This is a genomic window from Thalassospira sp. NFXS8 (genome assembly GCF_040148805.1).
Classification (GTDB): domain Bacteria; phylum Pseudomonadota; class Alphaproteobacteria; order Rhodospirillales; family Thalassospiraceae; genus Thalassospira.
In genome coordinates, this window is record NZ_JAGEMF010000001.1 from 548,247 (window position 1) to 565,570 (window position 17,324).

14 protein-coding genes are annotated in these 17,324 nt (G+C 52.2%); 3 read left to right on the forward strand and 11 right to left on the reverse strand.

The window, feature by feature from the left end; translation table 11 throughout:
* The first annotated feature begins 55 nt into the window (after nucleotides 1-55).
* Entirely contained in the window at nucleotides 56-1,072 is a 1,017-nt protein-coding gene (gene proX / locus J4E05_RS02500; RefSeq protein ID WP_349592149.1) for a glycine betaine/L-proline ABC transporter substrate-binding protein ProX, read from the forward strand.
* Between the two features lie 479 nt (nucleotides 1,073-1,551).
* Here proX and J4E05_RS02505 read toward each other — a convergent pair whose 3' ends face one another.
* Both J4E05_RS02505 and J4E05_RS02510 read right to left on the reverse strand, forming a co-directional pair.
* A complete protein-coding gene (locus J4E05_RS02505) occupies nucleotides 1,552-3,234 on the reverse strand; it encodes a methyl-accepting chemotaxis protein (RefSeq protein ID WP_349592151.1) in 1,683 nt (560 codons plus the stop codon).
* A 103-nt stretch (nucleotides 3,235-3,337) separates the two neighbouring features.
* Nucleotides 3,338-3,928, reverse strand: coding sequence for a PDC sensor domain-containing protein (locus J4E05_RS02510; protein ID WP_210402898.1), 591 nt, complete (start codon nucleotides 3,926-3,928; stop codon nucleotides 3,338-3,340).
* 335 nt (nucleotides 3,929-4,263) lie between these two features.
* Between J4E05_RS02510 and J4E05_RS02515 the strand changes: the two genes are divergently transcribed.
* Together J4E05_RS02515 and J4E05_RS02520 are read left to right on the forward strand one after the other, a co-directional pair.
* Nucleotides 4,264-5,136, forward strand: a complete 873-nt coding sequence (locus J4E05_RS02515; protein ID WP_085591462.1) for an ABC transporter permease — start codon at nucleotides 4,264-4,266, stop codon at nucleotides 5,134-5,136.
* On the forward strand, nucleotides 5,133-6,161 hold the full coding sequence (locus J4E05_RS02520) for a quaternary amine ABC transporter ATP-binding protein (protein ID WP_349592154.1): 1,029 nt from the start codon (nucleotides 5,133-5,135) through the stop codon (nucleotides 6,159-6,161). Before J4E05_RS02515 ends, J4E05_RS02520 begins: the two co-directional genes overlap by 4 nt.
* Before the next feature lie 72 nt (nucleotides 6,162-6,233).
* Here the strand turns inward: J4E05_RS02520 and rfbC are convergent, their stop codons facing one another.
* From rfbC to rfbD, 9 genes are all read right to left on the reverse strand, one after another.
* Complete coding sequence (gene rfbC, locus J4E05_RS02525; protein WP_349592155.1) at nucleotides 6,234-6,887, reverse strand: dTDP-4-dehydrorhamnose 3,5-epimerase; 654 nt, start codon at nucleotides 6,885-6,887, stop codon at nucleotides 6,234-6,236.
* Nucleotides 6,888-6,911: 24 nt separating this feature from the next.
* On the reverse strand, nucleotides 6,912-8,105 hold the full coding sequence (locus J4E05_RS02530; RefSeq protein ID WP_349592157.1) for a hypothetical protein: 1,194 nt from the start codon (nucleotides 8,103-8,105) through the stop codon (nucleotides 6,912-6,914).
* A gap of 86 nt (nucleotides 8,106-8,191) precedes the next feature.
* Nucleotides 8,192-9,400 carry a polysaccharide pyruvyl transferase family protein gene (locus tag J4E05_RS02535; RefSeq protein WP_246832953.1) on the reverse strand — a complete coding sequence of 403 codons (1,209 nt, stop codon included), beginning with the start codon at nucleotides 9,398-9,400 and terminating at the stop codon, nucleotides 8,192-8,194.
* 96 nt (nucleotides 9,401-9,496) lie between these two features.
* Nucleotides 9,497-10,492 carry a UDP-glucose 4-epimerase GalE gene (galE, locus tag J4E05_RS02540; RefSeq protein WP_349592159.1) on the reverse strand — a complete coding sequence of 332 codons (996 nt, stop codon included), beginning with the start codon at nucleotides 10,490-10,492 and terminating at the stop codon, nucleotides 9,497-9,499.
* A 125-nt stretch (nucleotides 10,493-10,617) separates the two neighbouring features.
* On the reverse strand, nucleotides 10,618-11,805 hold the full coding sequence (locus J4E05_RS02545; RefSeq protein ID WP_085591472.1) for a polysaccharide pyruvyl transferase family protein: 1,188 nt from the start codon (nucleotides 11,803-11,805) through the stop codon (nucleotides 10,618-10,620).
* A 111-nt stretch (nucleotides 11,806-11,916) separates the two neighbouring features.
* Nucleotides 11,917-13,242, reverse strand: a complete 1,326-nt coding sequence (locus J4E05_RS02550) for a glycosyltransferase family 4 protein (RefSeq protein ID WP_349592161.1) — start codon at nucleotides 13,240-13,242, stop codon at nucleotides 11,917-11,919.
* Nucleotides 13,229-15,421 carry a hypothetical protein gene (locus J4E05_RS02555; RefSeq protein ID WP_349592163.1) on the reverse strand — a complete coding sequence of 731 codons (2,193 nt, stop codon included), beginning with the start codon at nucleotides 15,419-15,421 and terminating at the stop codon, nucleotides 13,229-13,231. The genes J4E05_RS02550 and J4E05_RS02555 overlap by 14 nt, the downstream gene beginning before the upstream one ends.
* The gene (gene rfbA / locus J4E05_RS02560; protein ID WP_349592165.1) at nucleotides 15,414-16,397 is read right to left on the reverse strand and encodes a glucose-1-phosphate thymidylyltransferase RfbA; all 984 of its coding nucleotides are present in this window, start codon (nucleotides 16,395-16,397) and stop codon (nucleotides 15,414-15,416) included. Before rfbA ends, J4E05_RS02555 begins: the two co-directional genes overlap by 8 nt.
* On the reverse strand, nucleotides 16,394-17,323 hold the full coding sequence (rfbD, locus tag J4E05_RS02565) for a dTDP-4-dehydrorhamnose reductase (protein WP_349592167.1): 930 nt from the start codon (nucleotides 17,321-17,323) through the stop codon (nucleotides 16,394-16,396). Before rfbD ends, rfbA begins: the two co-directional genes overlap by 4 nt.
* Nucleotide 17,324 lies beyond the last annotated feature (1 nt).

The following is a 17,324-nucleotide window of genomic DNA, read 5'->3' on the forward strand; positions in this document are numbered from 1 at the left end:
GCGGTTGCAATAAAGGCTGAATCAACGGCCCAAACCACATAACAAGGAGAAGCCAATGACCATCCTGAAAAAACTCACCGCCGGAGCAGCCATTGCTGTTACCAGCAGCATGTTGCTGGCAGGAACTGCCTTTGCCGACAATATGAAGCCAGGCGAAGGCATTGACGTCCAGCCGCTTAAAAGCTCGATCGCGGAAGAAACCTTTCAGACCGAAATCGTGATGAAAGCCCTGGAAGAACTTGGCTATAACGTCGGGGACATCAAGGAAATTGAATATGCGACCGGTATTGTTGCCATCGCCAATGGCGACGGCACCTTTATGGCCGATTACTGGGACCCGCTACACGCGGATTTCTATAAAAATGCCGGTGGGTCCGACAAAATCTATCGCGAAGGTGTGTATTCTCCCGGTGCGCTTCAGGGTTACCTGATCGACAAAAAAACCGCAGAAAAATACAACATCACCAATATCGAACAGCTCAAAGATCCGAAAATCGCCAAGATTTTCGACATCAATGGCGACGGCAAAGCCGATCTGGCCGGGTGTAATCCGGGCTGGGGCTGTGAAAAAGTCATCGAACATCATCTTGATGCCTATGGTCTGCGCGATACGGTTACCCACAATCAGGGTTCGTATTCCGCCATCATCGCCGACACCATTACCCGTTACAAACAGGGTGAACCGATCCTGTATTACACCTGGACCCCGTACTGGGTTTCGGGCGTGCTTGTCCCGGGTAAGGACACCGTATGGCTTCAGGTTCCGTTCTCATCACTTCCGGGTGAAAACAAGGATGCCGACACAGCCCTTCCCGATGGCAGCAACTATGGCTTCCAGGTGAATAACCAGCGGATCATTGCCAACAAAAAATGGGCCGATGAGAACCCGGCAGCCGCCAAGCTGTTCGCCATCATGCAGATTTCGTCCAACGACATCAGTGCTGAAAACACCCTGATGCGCAACGGCGAAAAATCGGCTGAAGACATTGGTCGTCATGCCGATGCGTGGATCAAAGCCAATCAGAGCAAATTTGACGGCTGGCTGAAAGAAGCCCGCGCTGCGGCCAAATAATTCCGCCGCGTACCGTCAGATAAACATCTGATCGCCAACATTTAAAAAACAGCCCGCAGGTTTGCTCCTGCGGGCTGTTTTGTTTTTCGCCCTATCAACAATTCGGCAATGACATGTTCTAATAAACAGGAACAACATAACCAGATCCGGCCATCCACAAGAAAGAAATACACGCCCTGTGGCGGCACGAAAAAGACATTTGAAATGCATGTGCGCAAGAAGGGCGTGGCCGTTTACCGGGCTAGCGACAAACCGGCTGACGCACCAGCTACATATGCCCGTATGGTGCATACATTCCCCATTAGGTAACACTGGTTTCAAGCGTGCAGACCTTTTTTCAGTTGTATTTGTCTTTTCATTTTTGCGCGTAATCCGAAATCATTTCGAACTGAAATAACGTTCTTCAGCGCAAATTTTAAGGCCCGCAATGTCTGATTGCGGACCTTTTGATGTTGTTTGCATCATCCCTGAAGGCGACCCTATTTGCGAATGGATTCCAAAAACAGATTGGCGTTCTTTTGCAAATTATGGGCTTCTTCTTCCAGTTCGGCAGACGAGTTTCTGACATGGCCGGTTGCTTCGCCCGCCTCGTGAATGGAACTGACCACATCGCCAATATCGTCATTCATATTGGCAATGGCGTGGCCGGTTTGATCAATGGTGCTGGTAATATCATTCGCGGCGTTTGACTGGTCTTCAACCGCGCTTTCAATGCTAAGCGATACAGCATGAACCTGGCTGATACGTTCGCCAATTTCACCAATGGCCCCGGCGGCATCTTGCGAAATATTTTGAACCGCCGAAATTTGTTTGGTTATTTCCTCGGTCGCGCGGGCAGTTTGATTAGCAAGCGCCTTTACCTCGTTGGCAACCACGGCAAAGCCCTTGCCTGCATCCCCTGCCCGTGCGGCCTCGATCGTTGCGTTTAAGGCCAAAAGATTGGTTTGGGCAGCAATATCCTGAATAAGTTCAACCACATCGCCTATCTTACGTGCTTCGTCAGAAAGGTTGGCAACGGTTTGGTCTGTATGGCGGGTTTGCGAAACGGCTTCTTCGATGGCGGCACGTGATTGCACCATTTGCTGTGAAACCTCGTGCAGGGCACCACGCAACCTGTCGGCCGCGGTGGCAACCGATTGTACCCCGTTCGAGGCATCGGCAACGCTTTTTAACACCCGGTCGGTTTTTTGCCGTGATGTGTCGGTGGCCGAGGCAAGAATGCGGGCATTATCGGACAAACCATTGGCAGAGCTTAAGACTGCTTCAACAATACTGCCAACCGTTCCGCGAAATGACTTGGCCGTTTCATCCAGACGACGGGCATTTTCAGCCCGGTTCCGGGCATCAAGTTCCTTTCTTTCCTCGCGCAGGCGGGCAATACGCTGACCATTTTCCTTAAATACATTCAGGGCATGGGCCATTTCGCCCATTTCATCATGACGCATCCCCGCAGGAACAACGACATTCAGGTTGCCATCGGCAATCTGGGTCATGGCACCGGTCATGGATTTAAGCGGAGATGCAACAATTTTATGGATCAGCAAAAATAGAAACGCCAGGCAGGCTGCTAGCAAAACAATCGCTATTCCGGTTTGATCAATGGCGTTTGCCGTTGTTTCGGCTTTTAACGAGGCAAAGGACCACGCCATGACTATCGCCCCGACAACATCCTGATTTTTACCAAAAATGGCGGGTTCAGCAATAACCTGTAAATCACCAATCCGGGTTTCCTGCCGGTCGGTTGCCGTAATGGCGGCCAATCCAAGATCGGTCAATTGTGCCGCCAGGGCAGAATTGGTGCCGGGGGCGGCAAAATTTAAAATCGGTTTGCCTTCCGCATCAATTGCCAGCACAGAAGCCAGCGTTTCACGCCCGTCAGATATCAACTCCTGAAAAGATGCTTCAATCGCGTCGGCCTTGCGAAACTTTACCGCCCCGCCATTTTGCGAAGCAATAAGCGACGTTACAATGGTATTGCCGTCCGCCAGCCGCACCTTGGCTGAATCAATTGAAAAGATAATGCCGACATAGATCGTTGCGATAAAGGCGACAACAACTGTTGCGGCAACACCAAAGACCAGTTTGCTGCGAATGGACCACCCACTGCGGACAAACGGCGGAATGGCTGAACCACCATCTGTTGCGCCATTTTCCATGTTCATTTTCCCACATTCCCTGCCCCGAAAGGCTTTCATATTTATGGGTCTGCACCCAAATCAATTACCTATGATTTACGGGGCCACAACGGGCCGCAACCAGGTTGCTTTATTCCAGCAATTCAACATTGATCCCCACGGTAACTGCGCCAATAACAGTGGTACCGTCGCTATCGATCACCGGCAGGCTTAATTGCGACTGATAGGTCTGGGTGGATTCATCCAGTTCAACATCGCTCATATGAATGGCGTCTGGCCCGACGGGGAATGTCTTTTGCCATTTGGCCTCGTCACCCTGCCAGTAATCGCTGGTGACATCACTTTGGCCCACATTCAGGCCTTTGTTATCCATGACAAAAATTTCCGTAATCAAACCTTCGGTTTCGTCGGCTTTTTCACGCAAAAATTTTGACAGGGGGCGGGCCAGAACCTTGTCGATCAGCGGTTTATCCGTAGCTGATGTTTCGGCACGCCATTCCTTGTCCAGCTTGTCGATATCATCCTGCGACAAACCGGCATTTTCAGCGTTCTGGGCTTTTACCGCATCAATGACCAGCGGGTCTGATAACCATGCTTTCACATCATCGGCATAGTTGCGCAATTGACCTTCAAATTCGTTGGCATTTGCCACCGTCATGCCCGAAACAAACGCAATCGGCGCCACCACAAATATGGCCAGCATTTTCATTTTAAATGACATATATCCACCCTCCTAATTGCCGATAACATCGGCACCCCAAAAACAGGCACAAGCAAATGCCTTGACTATTTCAGACGTGGGGACAGGGCGGAAAAATTCAACCAAAGATATTTTCTAAAAGCGACCAGTACTTTCCTTGAAAACCACAACAGCAATGCCTAACCGCGCAATTTAATTACACGGAACATTCTGTTCTATTGGGGCGTTTTCAATCATTGCTAAATGCTCTCCTGACAACTCCTGACGCAGCAAGACTGAATAAAGGGTGAGTTATGAGGCTGTAGTTGTTAGGCTTGCGCCAAAGCCTTGCCACCCGAAAAACGGAAAACACCCGAATGTTTCCTGACAAGCTGAATATCCCCCTTGGAAAATCGGTAAATGCCCTTGTCGACTGGTTGGTCGTCAATTACGGCGATGCCTTTGAAGCCTTTGCCGATGCGCTGTTGACCGTTCTGGTCTGGCTTGAACATTTGCTGCGTGCAACACCCTGGTGGCTGGTAATTGTCGTCATTGCTGCGATTGCTTTTCATGCCAGTCGCAGTTGGAAAACCACGCTGGGCCTGTCGCTTGCCATGGTTGCGATTGGCATGTTGGGCCTGTGGGACAAGGCAATGCAAACCCTTGCCCTCATGATTATTGCCACCGGGCTTTCGGTGATTATCGGTATTCCGGTCGGAATTGGCATGGCGATGTCAAACAAGCTGCGCGCCGTAATGGTGCCCCTGCTTGATATGATGCAAACCATGCCCAGTTTTGTTTATCTGATTCCGGCCCTGATGCTGTTTGGGCTGGGCAAGGTCCCGGCCATTCTGGCAACGGTTATTTATGCTGCCCCACCGGTTATCCGCCTGACGGATCTGGGTATTCGGCTGGTTGATAAAGAAGTCCTTGAAGCATCGCGGTCCTTTGGGGCCAGCCGGGCACAAATTTTGTGGGGCGTGCAATTGCCCCTTGCCCTGCCCAATATCATGGCGGGTATTAACCAGACCACCATGATGTCGATTTCAATGGTGGTGATTGCTTCCATGATCGGGGCCCGTGGCCTTGGCGAACAGGTATTAACCGGCATTCAACGCCTTGATGTTGGCCAGGGGGTAGAAGCCGGGATTGCCATTGTTTTGCTGGCCGTGGTGTTTGACCGCATTGGTCAGTCCTATGGCAAACGATCCCAGCGCACCACCACCACCGGCGCAGGAGACGGCGCATGAGCTATATCGAAATAAAAAACATCTATAAAATTTTCGGCCCCCACCCGCAAAAAGCCCTGACCATGGCCCAAAACGGCGAAAACAAGGACGATATCCTTGCCAAAACCGGCCATACGGTGGGGCTGCAAAATGTATCGCTGTCGATTGATCAGGGTGAAACATTTGTGGTGATGGGGTTATCGGGGTCGGGGAAATCGACCTTGATCCGCCATCTCAACCGCCTGATTGACCCGACGGCTGGGGAGATCCTGTTTGGCGGGGAAAACATATTGCAGATGACCACACCCCGGTTAAACGCCTTTCGCCGCGCCAAACTTGGCATGGTGTTTCAACGTTTTGGCTTGCTGCCACACCGAAGCGTCATCGAGAATGTTGCCTATGGGTTGAAAATTCAAAAAACCGACAAAGCCGAACGGCTAAAATCAGCCCGGACCTGGATCGAACGGGTTGGACTGGCGGGCTATGAAGACAGCTTTCCCGATCAGCTATCAGGCGGCATGCAACAGCGTGTTGGCCTGGCCCGGGCACTTACGACCAACCCGGAAGTGTTGCTGATGGACGAAGCGTTTTCAGCATTAGACCCGTTAATCAGAAGCGACATGCAAGATGAATTGATGAAGTTGCAAAGCGAGCTTCACAAAACCATTATCTTTATCACCCATGACCTTGACGAAGCCCTGAAACTGGGCGATCGCATTGCGATTTTAAAGGATGGCGCACTGATACAGGTCGGGCGGCCCGAAGAAATTATAATGAACCCGGCCGACGATTATGTCCGTGCCTTTACCCGTGATGTTAACCGCTCACGGGTATTGCGGGCAAAAACGCTGATGCAGCCAACATCAATCGGCAACGATATGCCCGCCAATACCACTGGCTGGCCGGAAGTGGATGCAAACATGCGCCTTGAAGATATTCTGCCCATCGCCATCGCCTGCCCCGATGGAATTAGCGTGGTTAACCGCGACCACCAGAAAATCGGTACGTTAAGCAAGGATCAGATAATCGCCGCCCTTGCCGCCTGATTTTTAATCCAGATAATATACACACAAACCGACAGAACCTGCATTATGGGCAGTCTGTCGGTTTTGTGTTTGTCAGGATGCCTGCAATGGCTGATAATCCGAGGCGATGTCCGTCATTGCGCCGTGATGCTGGTGCGGCGGGATGGCAACTTCTTCCATCATGAAACCCCGGCTTTCAGTTTTGTTTTGCCAGTCGGCAAAAGACGGATGGGTTTTATCCTTATCCGAAATCACCGGCACCATGCGGCCCAACTGCCAGTCAATCGCCAGGTCGGGGTCATTCCAGGCAATACCACGATCATGTTCCGGGCTGTAATAATCGCTAACTTTATAAACAACCGTTGTATCGGGAACCAAGGTACGAAAACCATGGGCAAAGCCCGGCGGCACCCATAATTGATACCAGTTCTGGTCGGAAAGCTCGATCCGGATATGTTTGCCAAAAGTTGGGCTATCGGGGCGAATATCAACGGCCACATCCAGAATAGCCCCATGCGTGACCCGCACCAGTTTGCCCTGCGCGTGCGGATTAACCTGAAAATGCAAGCCGCGAATGGTGTTAACCGGCGCACTGACCGACTGGTTTTCCTGCACCAGGGTGGCATCGCCAATGGCGGCGGCAAATTCGTCTTCGCGAAAGGTTTCGGCAAAAGTGCCGCGCGGGTCACGATGCTGATTGGGTACAAAAAGCAACGGTCCCTCTATGTCAAAACGGTCAAATTGCATGATTACGCATCCTTGATAAGGGGTCTATTTTTCGTCGCTGTTAAAACGGATCGGCTGGCGCATCAATTTACGCGTCATCGCCCATTTTCCATTGCGCTGGACGGGCACCAACTTCACATAAAGCAGGCTTGCCTGCGCATCGACCGTGCCAAAAATGCGGTCCTTGCTGTCTTCATCGATAATCGATGGATAGGCAACAAACTCATCACCCGGTCCGGCATCGGGTTTCAGGTCGGCTGCCAGCAACATTTTAGGCATCGACCATTTGATCATGTCTTTGGATGTCGAATAATAAATGCCGTGTTCGCTTGTGCCGTCCTTGTGCTTGCGACGGTGTTTGTAAACGGCAATAAACGTATTGCTTGCTTCGTGTCGAACAATGCCCCGGATCGATGTTAATCCATAAGGGCCAACACGTGCGCAATCGGTCTGATATACTTCCCAGCCCTTATCGGGCGTCAGGCGCGCAGCATCGACAAACTTTTTGCCATCCCATATTTGCCAGCGCGACGGGTCATCGGCATTGGCCCGCGCCAGACAATTGCGCGACGATTTCCAATCCACCCCGCGCCGCCAGACAATGGAATAAAGATAATCCTTCCAGCGGACGATATTGGTAGCCGTCACATAACTGGGCGCGCGTTTGCGATCATCGCGATACGCCATGGGTGGGGGAAATGGTGCATGGTGCGGCGGTTTTGCCTGATAATCAAAATGCTGTCCACCATCGGTAGATTTTAAGGTTACCAACCCGTTGATCCAGCAATCGGTGCGTTTTTTGGCATTCGCACACGGCATGTCGTGGCGATAAGGCATGAAACTGGCACTGCCCAGGGCGTAAACCGTTTCACCATCATCGGTATAAATCGCATGAAGCCAGGTACGGTCATCGAGCATCCCCGGGTCTGCCTTGCCGGCAGCTTTAAAGCGACTGTTGCAGTCCTTATGCAGGGATTCCAGATTTTGGCCCACAAAGGCACGATTGCGAAAATTGGGGGCAAACAAAACCATTCGTCCTTGCGCATCGCGAAAAGCACGAGCCGGGGCATCGGGCAAATGGGAATCATCGCAGGCATTAACAGCAGTATCAAACAGCACAGTTTCATCACCCGCCAACCGCACATCAAGGGCCTGCGCCCCGTGAGATTGCACCACCCACGCTGCCGCCACCGCAAGGGCAGCACTTCCGAAAAATCCGATGATTGCGTTTCTATGCACTGTTTATATCCGTGCCATAAATCGGGTGGAAAAAAGCCCGGGATGTGCAGGGCATGGAGGGGTCCCTGCACATCCCGTCGTCATGGTCACGCCGCCTTGCTCAGGTTTGGGGTCGGGTTTTTACCCAGACGGTGCGCCATGCCGTTCTCATCAAGGAATTTTTGCAAATCCTTGAACCGTTCGGCGTAAGTCTTTTCAAACATGCCAAAATCGGCATTATCCCAGGCTTCCTCGAAAGAAAAGCGGTCAATATATCGCCCGTCGACATGAGGAATCCCCAGCGTTTTGACAAACTCGCGGGTTCGTGTGTCATAGGTGATATAAAGAGCGGGAACTTCGTTTGCCAAAGCCAGCAAATTACCATGCAAACGAAAACCGGTTACGGCATCCTGGCGGCATTCGGCATCTTCAAAATCGCTTACGGTTTCAAAAACACTTAGGGACGACCGGTAAAGATCCAGCAACGGGTCGTTTGCGCCATACAGCCATTTTTCCTTTATCAGGCTGTTAACTGCTTTTTCCATAACCTGTTTCGGGTTTGGCACCAGATTGCTGCGGGCATAGAAAATGGCCTTTTCTTCAAGCTCGCCCGCACACAAAATTTCGGTACGGTAATTTTCGGCCAAAGTCCGCAACATGTAACGTTGCAACATGGCAAAGCCATGGGTTTTCCGGCGCAGGGTAAAGCCAAGATTTTTAATCTCGTTGGCCTTCAGCCGTGGTAAATTCAGTTCCGGCTTACAATGACGAAAGGCCGTAGGGCACCCGAAAATCCGGACATTTTTAATACCAATCGAATTAAGTGCCTTGCGTGAAAGTGCGCCGCGCACCCCAACAGTTTTGGACCTGTCAGCCACCAGTTGCAAAAACCGTTTGGTGGATTCATTGACATATTCATCGGAATTGTCAGGCACCTGCACACCAATACCAAATGCCATGACCGGCACTTTGGTTTTTTCCAGCACATTGGTAATTTCATCCCACTGGCCATTGGTATTGATATAGTTCGATCCGCGCAAAAAGATGTAGTCAAGGGTGTTGATTTTCTCGATCTGCTCTTCACTTAGTCCGCCGCTGGATTGCCCGTAAATCGGGTACAGTTCGGCATAATCAAGAATACGAAGCGAACTGTCATAGACGAAACAGTCGCCGATATTTGTGAACAGTTCGGTTGCCCGCTGTGGTGCGCCAAAGGTATGGGTGACAACACCCTTGCCTTCAACAACCTTGCCGGCGGGCATCAAAACGCCAATGCGCGGTTTACGCCCAATGGGGGAAACAGAATCAACCATCATGAAACTCCTGCATGGTGCCGAAAAATGCGCCAGGCCTGGGCATTTTTCGGTATTTGCTCGTGTATGCGGGGTAATTTTTCGCCCCTGTTTTTATAATCAGGCGGCGTCGGCTTGACGCTGTTTCAGGCTTTCTTCCCAGGCAAGAGCATGAGAAACGATGGTATCGAGATCGTTATATTCCGGCGTCCATTGAAGTTTTTGCGAAATGCGATCGGCCCCTGCAATCAGGGCTGCCGGGTCGCCAGCGCGGCGTTCGGCAAGATTAACGGTAAAGTCATTGCCTGAAACACGTTTGACGGCGTCAATAACCTCGTACACCGAAAAACCACGCCCATAACCACAATTCATCACGTCGCTTTCGCCGCCATTTTCCAGGTATTCAAGGGCCAGAACATGGGCATTGGCAAGGTCACTGACATGGATGTAATCACGTATGCAGGTACCATCCTGTGTCGGATAATCATCGCCATATACATCAAGATGGCTGCGCACACCGCTGGCGGCCTGGCTGGCAATTTTGATCAGATGGGTGGCCTTGCGTGACGTTTGCCCTGCCCGCCCTTTGGGGTCGGCACCGGCGACATTAAAATAGCGCAAGGCAACAAAGTTCATGTCATGTGCAACGGATGCATCCTGAAGCATTTTTTCCGTCATCATTTTTGATGTGCCATACGGTGAAATCGGCTTTGACGGAAAATCTTCCAGAATAGGCGTTTTTTCAGGCTCGCCATACACACCCGCAGTCGATGAAAAAATGAAGTGCTTTACCTTATTATCGACAGCCGCCTGCGCCAAAGCGCGTGAATTAACCGTGTTGTTGTAATAATAGTCCAGCGGATAAACGACAGATTCCGGCACAATGATCGAACCGGCAAAATGCATGATCGCGGTTACGTCATGTTCACGAATAACGCGCGATACCAGTTCGATATCGCCGCAGTCACCTTCGACAAAGGCAGCGCCTGCCGGAACGGCCCAGCGATACCCCTGGCTTAGATTATCAAGGATAACAACCTTGCGCCCCGCATCGAGAAGGGCCAGTGCTGCGTGACTGCCAATATATCCTGCGCCACCGGTAACAAGTACTGTCATGTTTCATGCCTCCTTGCAAAGGCGGTTCACATCGGGATCGGGGGGAGATTTTTAGAATGTGAACCGCAAATAAAGGGCACTACCGCCAGCCGAAATGCCGGCGGCAATGCAGAAGGTTTTAAAGATCAGGCCACTTTGCGCTGCGGCTGATTTTGCGGTGCCATCACATCGGTCATCTTGTGATCGATGTTATTTTCACTCAGGAACATCTGCATTTCGCGATAGGTCTGGAACCAGGCGCGGTTGAATTTGTCGAACAGGGACTGATCCCAGTAATCTTCCAGAACGAAATCCTTCTGCGAGAAGACATCGTAGCTCGGGATCTGGTAGGTTTCGGCAAATTCGACAGTGCGGCTGTCATAGGTGAAGTAAACGGATGGAACACCGTTGGACAAAGCCATCAAATTGCCGTGCAGGCGGTAACCCAGCACGCAATCCTTGGTACGAACCAGGTCTTCGTAATCCGACACCACATCAGAATAGAACAGCTTTTCGCGATAAAGCTTTTCCATCGTGTCATCGAGATACCAGTTCTTAACCCAGTCATTGTCCTTAAGGGCCTGCATGGCTTCCTGTTTCTGGACATCCGTCCCAAAGACCAGTTTCTTTTCTTCCGGTTCCCCCTGGGCCATCAGGGTTACGTCAAACCGGTTTGCAAGTTCCTTGACCAGATCACGATGGAAGGTCAGGTAACGTTTGATATCCTGGGCGTAAGCCGGGGAAACTTCGCGGCGCAGGGTTACACCGACATTTTGCACGCTTTCAAGTGACGGCAGTTTGATCCGCATATTCGGGTTGTTGGCGCGAAACGCGGTTGGGCAACCAACAATGCGCACATTGGTAATGCCTAGATCCCACAACACCTGGGCGGTATAGGCACCGCGCACACCGATGGATGTGGTTGAATCCGCCATCATGCGCAAAACGGTTTTGGTCTGCTCGGAAAGCTCCAGTTTACCCTTTACCGGCGCCTGCGCCCCAATACCAAAACCAAGTACCGGCAATTTCAGGCGTTTAAGCACGGCAATGGTATTGCGCCAATCCATGTGTGAATGGATATAGTTCGATCCGCGCAGAAAAACGTAATCATATTCTTCGCGCAGGCGGTCGATGTCTTCCATTTTCGGGTCGGCAATGGGCAGAACACCCAGCTTGTCAAAATTCATCAGTTTCAGCGATGAATCGAACACAAAGGCATCACCAATATTGTGATAGTGGTTAATGCTTTTTTGAACATCACGGTAATTGTACCAGCGGACACAATCATGGTCGTAGACTTCGCCCGAGGGAATCATTACGAGGACGCGCGCCATGGTATTTCTCCTTGCAGTTGATGGATCGGTCACGGTTTTATCCGTGCCTGTATCCCTTTCGCGCTATGGCGTGGTTAACGTTCCGGCCGCTTCAAGGTGTGACAAACGCCATCACGCCCCGACCACGGATTGTTGCGGAGCCGCATTGGTTGCAGCAACGGATGGGCGGTTTTCAAGAACCCCCCGATACTGCGCAAGATGCTGTTTTGCGCAGTCGATGTAGGTGGGCGCGCGACGGATTCCGTCATGCATCCGGTCCCACAATGTTTTGTCGGTCAAACATTCGATCAGGCGGTCTGCCAGATCTTCAGCACTGCCAACACGGAAATGCAGGCCATTCACCCCGTCTTCAATTTTCTCGGCCATCCCGCCAATGTTGCTGGCGATCATGGGGCGGCCATGAAAGAAGGCTTCCTGAATGACAATCGGTGAGTTTTCCCACCAGGTGGATGGAATGATGGTCCAGTCGGCCATTTCCATCAGACGCGGCATTTCGGTGTTTTGATAAGCGCCATAAAAACGAACGCGTTCGCCGGCCTTTTCGATCAGGTCTTTGACTTTTTCCTGATATTCAAGGGGTTGCCGGTCAAGGTTACCCCCAAAGATCATCAAACGGGCATCATCACCCCAGATGGATTCCGGCACACGGCCCACGGCATCAAGCAGCACATCCGCGCCCTTGAACATCGTAAGCTGCCCAAAAAAGGCAAAACGTGCCCGACGTGGTTGCGCCTTGGTCAGGGGCCGAATGGCAGCGCGTTTTTCGATATCCAGGCCGTTTTCAATCACCGACATTTTGTCGGCTTCCAGCCCCCAGTCGATAAACCGGTCGGCCAGAAACTGGCTGGGCGATACGTAATGATCTGCCAGATCCAGCATGGATTTGATAAACCGTTCGCGGCGCAGGAATGATGCGGGCGACACCCCGGGGAAACAGCCGTTACATTCAATCGGGCTGGCCCGGTTACACAGCTTTTGCCCGCCACTTTTAACCATTTGCCCGTGATTGTGGCACATGGTTAAAAATTCGTGGAATGTAAAGAATATAGCGGCATCCGGCAGAGCTTCGCGCACCGCATAGATGGTTTCCATCCCCAATCCCAGCACATGGTGGAAATGCACCACATCGGGGTTGTAATCCTTCACGAAACGCAACAAATCGCGATCAATTTCATCGGTGCTGCGGTTCGATAACAGAAAATGATCGTAATTTTCTGCATGATACAGAATTTCATTGTCTTTCTGGCGCAGGCTCATCAAAGCCGATGCACCATGACGTGGTACCGGGTGGCCAACACGGGCCAGATAAAAGCTCTCGACACCGTCGAGTTCATTCAATCCCTTGTGCAGGTTATAAGACCCGACTTCGGCCCCACCCAGCGACAGGGCGGGATGGCCATGGGAGATGACCAGCACACGCAAATCAGTCGACGGCATGATTGTGGCTCCGCAAATTTGAAACGACCAAAGACCAGCGGCGATCAAACGCCCAGCGGTCCAAACGATGCGAGAGTTCCTCCCAGGCGGGCGTGGACGTTATGGATTGTTCACTGCCCAATACTTCAATTTCCGGTAGCCAGTAGGATGGCGTCCCGGCCATGCGCAATTTAAGCGCAATATCCAGCCCCTTTTCGGACGGGCCGATATAACCGCGGGTAAAACCTTTAACATCCAGAAATGCTGATCGCGGCAGAATGCAGCATTCAACCGTCCCGGCACTGACTTCGCAGGGCTCGGCATCGGTCAGAACAGCACGGGGATAGCCAACAAAACGATCCGCCAGATATTTTCCTTCCGGCCCTTCTTCGATCCAGGTGCCGGCCCAGCGCACGGAATCATCTTCAAACAGGATGGTCGGGCACACGGCCCCCTTGCTGCCACGCTTGCGATACGCATTTAAAAGCGGACCAAACCAGCCTTTCTCACGCGGTAAAATATGGACCGACATCAGACAGACCGCGTCGGATTTTGTTGCTTTCACGCCAACTTCCAGCGCATCGCAAAAATCCTCGACGCCTTCGGCAAAAACAAATCGTACATTCAGTTTGTAAAAAGCTGCCAGGCGCAGCATATCGCTACCAACCTGATCAAAACTTTCGGCAGGACCGGCAATAACGATGGGTAATTTCCGGGTTTCAGGGTCCAGCCCCAACAGGGCAATGGTTACACCCATGTCGCCAATTGTGTCATCCGCACCAACGATCAGGGTAACCGGCGCGTTTTCATCAAACTTGCCAATATCATGTACATCAATCGCAAAGGGGCTTTGTGCCGTCATATTTTGCAACATCGGGCCAAACTGGCGTTCAATGCTGCTAGATGCCGTAACGGAACGCGGGTCAAGCGACGGTAACACCCGTGACAGGGCCTGTCGTGCCGATGCGCGTGTTGGATTAAGCGGGCAGTAAGCCGGGAAACTGTCGCTAATATCAAATTCCAGATATATCGGCTGATCAGATGCCGGTGTTTCCGAAAGCGGGCAAAACACCAGAAAACCGTGGCTGTTGCGGGCCGAATTCATACCCGCAAACATCGGATCATTTAAAAAGGCTTCAGTAACATCCGGGCGCGTTTGCCGTGTCCAGGCATCATCGATACGAATGCTATCCTGACCGACCCGCAAGCTAATTTCGTTCACCCCGCGATCCGGGTCCAGCATCCAGCCCGAAACCAGAACCCCACTGCCTTCAATCACAAGGGCAAAATCAATGCCAACCCGTATCGGGCGTTCCAGATCGGAAACCGTATCACGGCCATCAAACCGGTGGGCGGCCAGTTGCATCTGTTCACGAATATTATCGGGTGCTTTAACCCGCCCCAGAACCGACCGGATATGGGCCGGCACATCACGCGGGGCCACCAGAACACGTTGCTGGTAAACTTCGATACCAAACCAGCCATCGCGGCCGCGAAAATAGACCCGTTGCAGTTTTTCAGGCTTCACAACCCGTTCGGTTGCAAGCAACCCGACAACGCCGGTGGCATCTTCACCCAGGTCATCCCGTTGAAATTCGGCACTGGTCAATTCGGCAAGGACCGGCCCGTCTTCAATGGCAATAACGCGAGTACGACCATGGGGGAAATTGCTGGACCACCCCTGAATATAAAGTTCGTTTTCTTCAAGGCCGCCCAGAACTTCGACAAAACCGTTACTTTTTGCCGCAATACGCACCAGTGCTGCAACTGTGCGCAACCGTTTCCTGTTGGTTTTACCTGCCAGCAAGGCCTCGATTACGCCATCCATCACACCGGCAAAACTGGATCCCGACTGGTCGGCAACAGCCGATAAAATGGCTTCCAGCCCCTGCCCGCGGCTTTCAATGGCATACTCGGCCGGGTGACCGGGGCGGCGAAACACCACCTTTTTCAATCGGCCGCCACTAACATTTTTAAGGGGTAACAGGGCAATAAAACCAAACGCTGAGTCAGCCGAACTATCGTTACGACGCCAGCTGATCATGGATGCCTGAACCTTTGCCTCAGGCGACCCGTTTAAATACACATCAATCGTGGCAGGCATGGCACTGCCCACCCCGGCCATCAGGGCCAGTCCTTCGTCTACCAGCGTGGCCATTACGGTTGCACCGTCCAATGGCAGGCCTGAAGGCTCACTCATGCCCTGCTCTCCTGTTGTTTGATGAACTGTAAAATGCTTGTTTTTCGCGTGCGGTAACAAAACCGAACGCCCCTAGCCCGTCCACATCAACACCCACGACATTGCGGTCGTCGGTGTGAGCCATGTCATCAAGGTAACGGCCATATTCGCTGTTGGCCGAAAACCCGGCACTGCGCGTCATATCGCCGCGATTGATCCAGCCAAGACGCCATGCCGTTTCTTCAGGGCTGCCAATTTTAAGGCCCTGGCGTTCTTCCACCGAACATACAAACTGCGCGGCCTGAAGCAGGCTGGCAGGGGTTCCGGTGTCAAGCCAGGCACAGCCGCGCCCCAGCATTTCGACATTCAGTTTGCCGTCTTCCAGATAGGCGCGGTTAAGGTCGGTAATTTCCAGCTCGCCCCGATGCGACGGGTGCAAGGCCTTTGCACGGTCGGGTGCCGTTGCATCAAAAAAATAAAGCCCGGTGACTGCCAGATTTGACGGCGGATGCGTTGGTTTTTCGATGATATCAAGGGGGTTCCCTTCAGCATCAAAAGCCATAACGCCATACCGTTCCGGGTCTCGCACGGCATGAACGAATACCGTTGCCCCATCGTGACGGTTGGCTGCGGCTTGCAATCGCGCACCAAGGTTATCCCCGTGAAACAGATTATCACCCAGGATCAGCGCACAGGAATCGCCCGCCAAAAATTCACGGCCAATCAGCAAGGCTTCGGCAATGCCATTGGGTTTTTGTTGTTCGGCATAGGAAATTTCAATTCCAAACTGGCTGCCATCACCCAAAAGCGACATGAACGCTTCGGTCTGGCCTTTTGCTGTCACAATCAGAATGTCGCGAATTCCCGCCAGCATAAGCGTGCTTAACGGATAAAAAATCATCGGCTTGTCCCACACGGGCAGCAACTGTTTGCTGGTCGCATGGGTAATCGGCCAAAGCCGACTGCCGGTACCACCGGCCAAAATAATGCCTTTCATGCGATTTTCCCTTCTGGAATGCCGGAATGTGCCAATGTCTGACGAATGCCGTCTTGCCAGGGCTGGCAAGGCAGTTGCAGATGACGGGCAATTTTGCTGCAATCAAGCACCGCAAAATGGGGCCGCACGGCAATTTCGTTGCGGTTTGCAGCTGAAACCGGCGTAATCAGTTTTTCGTCCGCGCCCAAATAACCCGCGATTTCGGTTGCCATATCAAACGGGCTGGCGGCACCAATACCTGCACAATGGAAAATCCCGGCTTCCACCACGTCGCCCTGCACAATTCGCGAACAAATCCGCGCAATATGCGCCGCCAGCATGATGGCCGATGTTGGCGAACCGAACCGGTCATTGACCGCCGTAATTTGTTCACCACGCGCCAGCTTGTCGGCCATGGCATGCACAAAACATCGACGATGACGACCATGTAGCCAGGCTGTTCGCAATATCACTGTTTCAGGGGCCGACATTCGCACTGCACGTTCCCCTGCCCGTTTTGTTGCGCCGTACCAATTGACCGGGCCGGTTTTGTCGCTTTCGAAATAGGGGGTTGTTCCCTCGCCCGAAAAAACAAAATCGGTTGATACATGGATAAGACGCACACCCATGTCAGCCGCGACTTCGGCCAAAAGGCCCGGCACATCCGCATTGATCCGGCGTGCCTCTGTCCGAAGGGTTTCCGCACCGTCAACATCGGTAAATGCAGCTGCATTTATCAGTACCGCCGGGGGATGTACCTTAATCGCCTGCAATAGTGGCGACAGATCGACCAGATCAAGATCATGACGGGGCGGCGCGAACAGCGAAATGCCCTGCTTTGCCAATTGCGCGGCGCATTCCTGCCCCAATTGACCACCAGCGCCCAATAACAGCACATATTTGCGTTCGGGAAGCTCGTATAGCGGCATAAACGGGTCTGTAGTCATA

Coding starts and splice junctions, on each gene's coding strand:
- J4E05_RS02535 (WP_246832953.1), bottom strand. CDS start 9,400: ATGATGGTTGATTCTGTTTCCCCCATTGGGCGTAAACCGCGCATTGGC.
- rfbA (WP_349592165.1), bottom strand. CDS start 16,397: ATGAAAGGCATTATTTTGGCCGGTGGTACCGGCAGTCGGCTTTGGCCG.
- J4E05_RS02550 (WP_349592161.1), bottom strand. CDS start 13,242: ATGCCGTCGACTGATTTGCGTGTGCTGGTCATCTCCCATGGCCATCCC.
- J4E05_RS02515 (WP_085591462.1), top strand. CDS start 4,264: ATGTTTCCTGACAAGCTGAATATCCCCCTTGGAAAATCGGTAAATGCC.
- J4E05_RS02510 (WP_210402898.1), bottom strand. CDS start 3,928: ATGTCATTTAAAATGAAAATGCTGGCCATATTTGTGGTGGCGCCGATT.
- rfbC (WP_349592155.1), bottom strand. CDS start 6,887: ATGCAATTTGACCGTTTTGACATAGAGGGACCGTTGCTTTTTGTACCC.
- J4E05_RS02555 (WP_349592163.1), bottom strand. CDS start 15,421: ATGAGTGAGCCTTCAGGCCTGCCATTGGACGGTGCAACCGTAATGGCC.
- J4E05_RS02545 (WP_085591472.1), bottom strand. CDS start 11,805: ATGGCGCGCGTCCTCGTAATGATTCCCTCGGGCGAAGTCTACGACCAT.
- proX (WP_349592149.1), top strand. CDS start 56: ATGACCATCCTGAAAAAACTCACCGCCGGAGCAGCCATTGCTGTTACC.
- rfbD (WP_349592167.1), bottom strand. CDS start 17,323: ATGACTACAGACCCGTTTATGCCGCTATACGAGCTTCCCGAACGCAAA.
- J4E05_RS02505 (WP_349592151.1), bottom strand. CDS start 3,234: ATGAACATGGAAAATGGCGCAACAGATGGTGGTTCAGCCATTCCGCCG.
- galE (WP_349592159.1), bottom strand. CDS start 10,492: ATGACAGTACTTGTTACCGGTGGCGCAGGATATATTGGCAGTCACGCA.
- J4E05_RS02520 (WP_349592154.1), top strand. CDS start 5,133: ATGAGCTATATCGAAATAAAAAACATCTATAAAATTTTCGGCCCCCAC.